This is a genomic window from Campylobacter sp. BCW_6464, assembly GCF_001762775.1.
In the GTDB taxonomy this organism is placed as follows: domain Bacteria; phylum Campylobacterota; class Campylobacteria; order Campylobacterales; family Campylobacteraceae; genus Campylobacter_D; species Campylobacter_D jejuni.
This window is the reverse complement of sequence record NZ_MJXM01000008.1, coordinates 1-3,450: the sequence shown is the minus strand read 5'-3', so window position 1 is coordinate 3,450 and position 3,450 is coordinate 1. Positions and strand designations below refer to the sequence as shown.

Below are 3,450 nucleotides of genomic sequence, written 5' to 3'. Positions count from 1 at the left end.
TTTGCACTCTCACTAGCAAAGTCTACATCTCTGATTTGAGATTCTGCTGATTTAACATTTACTTGAGTTACAGTGATGTTATTTATAGTAACTTGAAGTTGATTTTGCACTGAACCAATATCAGCTCTGATTTGATCAAGATTTGTTATAGCAGTTTCTGCTATATCCATCACAGCCATAGCGCCTTTAAGTGTAGTTACACCTGCTGTTTCATCTTTTACGCCAAGAGTATTTCCAACTGAAGTTTTCATTGTTGCAAACTGAGATAATCCACTTTGACTAGAAAAACCTGATCCAGCTGAAATATTATAAACTGCGGACATTTGAGAAATTGCTGATACAACAACTACATTAGCAAAACCTGTGGAATAATTTTTACCACTACCTACAGAAAAACCAGAACCAGATGAAAATCCACTTCCTTCACTACTCATATAAGAACTAACCGAAGAATATTTACCGCCTAAAATATTACCTTTATCAACTGAGTTAAATCCCATGGCATCGGCAACATTAGCATCAATTTGACCTTTTGATTCTCTTAGAGAAACAGAAGCTTGCGAAATGAAACTATTTGCACCAAATCCAGTAGCAGTTAATCCTGTTCCGCTGATTAAAATATCTTTACCATCATTTTTTACTAAAGATAAGCGACCGTAATTTTCTTTCATATTTGGATTGATAAAAGCACCTCTGCCTATATCACCTTCAATTTTAATCCCTCTACCTTCTCTTGAAGTGAGCAAAAGTTTACCATTTTCATCTATAGAAGCTTCTACTCCTGTAGTATCTTTTACAGAGTTGATTGCAGAAACTAAAGCACCATTGCTATCACCATCTTTATATTCTATCTTACCAATTTTTACCCCGTTGATAGTAAAATCATCTGAAGTAGTACCTTCTCTAACTGCACCCATACCTCTAGTCTCTACTGTGAAAGTAGCCCTAACACCTGTTTTATCGGCATTTTTATTGATCTCATCAGCTAAAGCCCCAAGTCCTGTTCCAACTGAAGTTGAAATCACAACTTTTTGAAATTTAAAATCATCTATACCGTTATAGTTTTTCAAAGTAAATTGCACTTCACCACTTTCAGAAATCCTTCCTCCAGTTTCAAAGCGTGTTAAACCAATTTTAGAAGATTGGGTTGGGCCTATAGTAGCTTTGATAGTTTGATTTGAACTTGCACCGATTTGAAATTCTTGATTGATGAAATTACCACTTAAAAGTTGTTTACCATTAAATGAAGTAGTATTTGCGATATTATCAAGTTCTTCCATCAAACGGTTAATATCTGCTTGAAGCATGGTTCTTGTTTTTAAGCTTTGTCCATCTTGAGCCGCTTGAGTTGCCTTAGTCTTGATTGTATCTAAGATCTTAAGTTGCTCATCCATAGCTTTATCTGCAGTTTGTAAAATACCTATGGCATCATTACCATTGTTTATGGCTTGACCTAAAGTGGCTGCTTGTGAACGCAAAGAATCTGCTATCGCCATCCCTGAAGCATCATCTGCAGCCGAGTTGATTCTAAGGCCTGAACTAAGTCTGCTTAAAGACTTATCAAGTTCATTAGAATTAACAACTGAATTTGCGTGCGCATTTAATGCACCGATGTTGGTGTTTATCCTAAAACCCATTTTAAATCCTTTCAAAATATTGCATCGAAAAGATATAAGCAAAAAGTGTTCCAAGTTTTAGTTAATCAAAAAATTTAAAGCTTATAAATAAAAAAGCCTAGCATTTAAACTAGGCTTGGATTTGTATGTATTACAGCATTCTTAAAAGAATATAGAGTAGTTTAAGATCTAACTATTGCAATAATCTTAAAACATTTTGCTGACTAGAATTTGCTTGAGCCATAGCGTATGAACCACTTTGAGCTAAGATATTTGCTTTAGAATAGTTTGCACTCTCACTAGCAAAGTCTACATCTCTGATTTGAGATTCTGCTGATTTAACATTTACTTGAGTTACAGTGATGTTATTTATAGTAACTTGAAGTTGATTTTGCACTGAACCAATATCAGCTCTGATTTGATCAAGATTTGTTATAGCAGTTTCTGCTATATCCATCACAGCCATAGCGCCTTTAAGTGTAGTTACACCTGCTGTTTCATCTTTTACGCCAAGAGTATTTCCAACTGAAGTTTTCATTGTTGCAAACTGAGATAATCCACTTTGACTAGAAAAACCTGATCCAGCTGAAATATTATAAACTGCGGACATTTGAGAAATTGCTGATACAACAACTACATTAGCAAAACCTGTGGAATAATTTTTACCACTACCTACAGAAAAACCAGAACCAGATGAAAATCCACTTCCTTCACTACTCATATAAGAACTAACCGAAGAATATTTACCGCCTAAAATATTACCTTTATCAACTGAGTTAAATCCCATGGCATCGGCAACATTAGCATCAATTTGACCTTTTGATTCTCTTAGAGAAACAGAAGCTTGCGAAATGAAACTATTTGCACCAAATCCAGTAGCAGTTAATCCTGTTCCGCTGATTAAAATATCTTTACCATCATTTTTTACTAAAGATAAGCGACCGTAATTTTCTTTCATATTTGGATTGATAAAAGCACCTCTGCCTATATCACCTTCAATTTTAATCCCTCTACCTTCTCTTGAAGTGAGCAAAAGTTTACCATTTTCATCTATAGAAGCTTCTACTCCTGTAGTATCTTTTACAGAGTTGATTGCAGAAACTAAAGCACCATTGCTATCACCATCTTTATATTCTATCTTACCAATTTTTACCCCGTTGATAGTAAAATCATCTGAAGTAGTACCTTCTCTAACTGCACCCATACCTCTAGTCTCTACTGTGAAAGTAGCCCTAACACCTGTTTTATCGGCATTTTTATTGATCTCATCAGCTAAAGCCCCAAGTCCTGTTCCAACTGAAGTTGAAATCACAACTTTTTGAAATTTAAAATCATCTATACCGTTATAGTTTTTCAAAGTAAATTGCACTTCACCACTTTCAGAAATCCTTCCTCCAGTTTCAAAGCGTGTTAAACCAATTTTAGAAGATTGGGTTGGGCCTATAGTAGCTTTGATAGTTTGATTTGAACTTGCACCGATTTGAAATTCTTGATTGATGAAATTACCACTTAAAAGTTGTTTACCATTAAATGAAGTAGTATTTGCGATATTATCAAGTTCTTCCATCAAACGGTTAATATCTGCTTGAAGCATGGTTCTTGTTTTTAAGCTTTGTCCATCTTGAGCCGCTTGAGTTGCCTTAGTCTTGATTGTATCTAAGATCTTAAGTTGCTCATCCATAGCTTTATCTGCAGTTTGTAAAATACCTATGGCATCATTACCATTGTTTATGGCTTGACCTAAAGTGGCTGCTTGTGAACGCAAAGAATCTGCTATCGCCATCCCTGAAGCATCATCTGCAGCCGAGTTGATTCTAAGGCCTGAACTAAGTCT

The 3,450-nt window shown here is 35.2% G+C and carries 2 protein-coding genes; both read right to left on the bottom strand.

Going from position 1 to position 3,450, the window contains the following annotated elements; all coding sequences use genetic code 11:
- Positions 1-1,637: flagellin A (locus tag AJ885_RS00120; protein WP_070280499.1), on the bottom strand; the 1,637-nt coding region annotated here is incomplete at its 3' end.
- A 172-nt stretch (positions 1,638-1,809) separates the two neighbouring features.
- On the bottom strand, positions 1,810-3,450 hold a 1,641-nt coding region (locus AJ885_RS00115), incomplete at its 5' end, for a flagellin A (protein WP_070280498.1).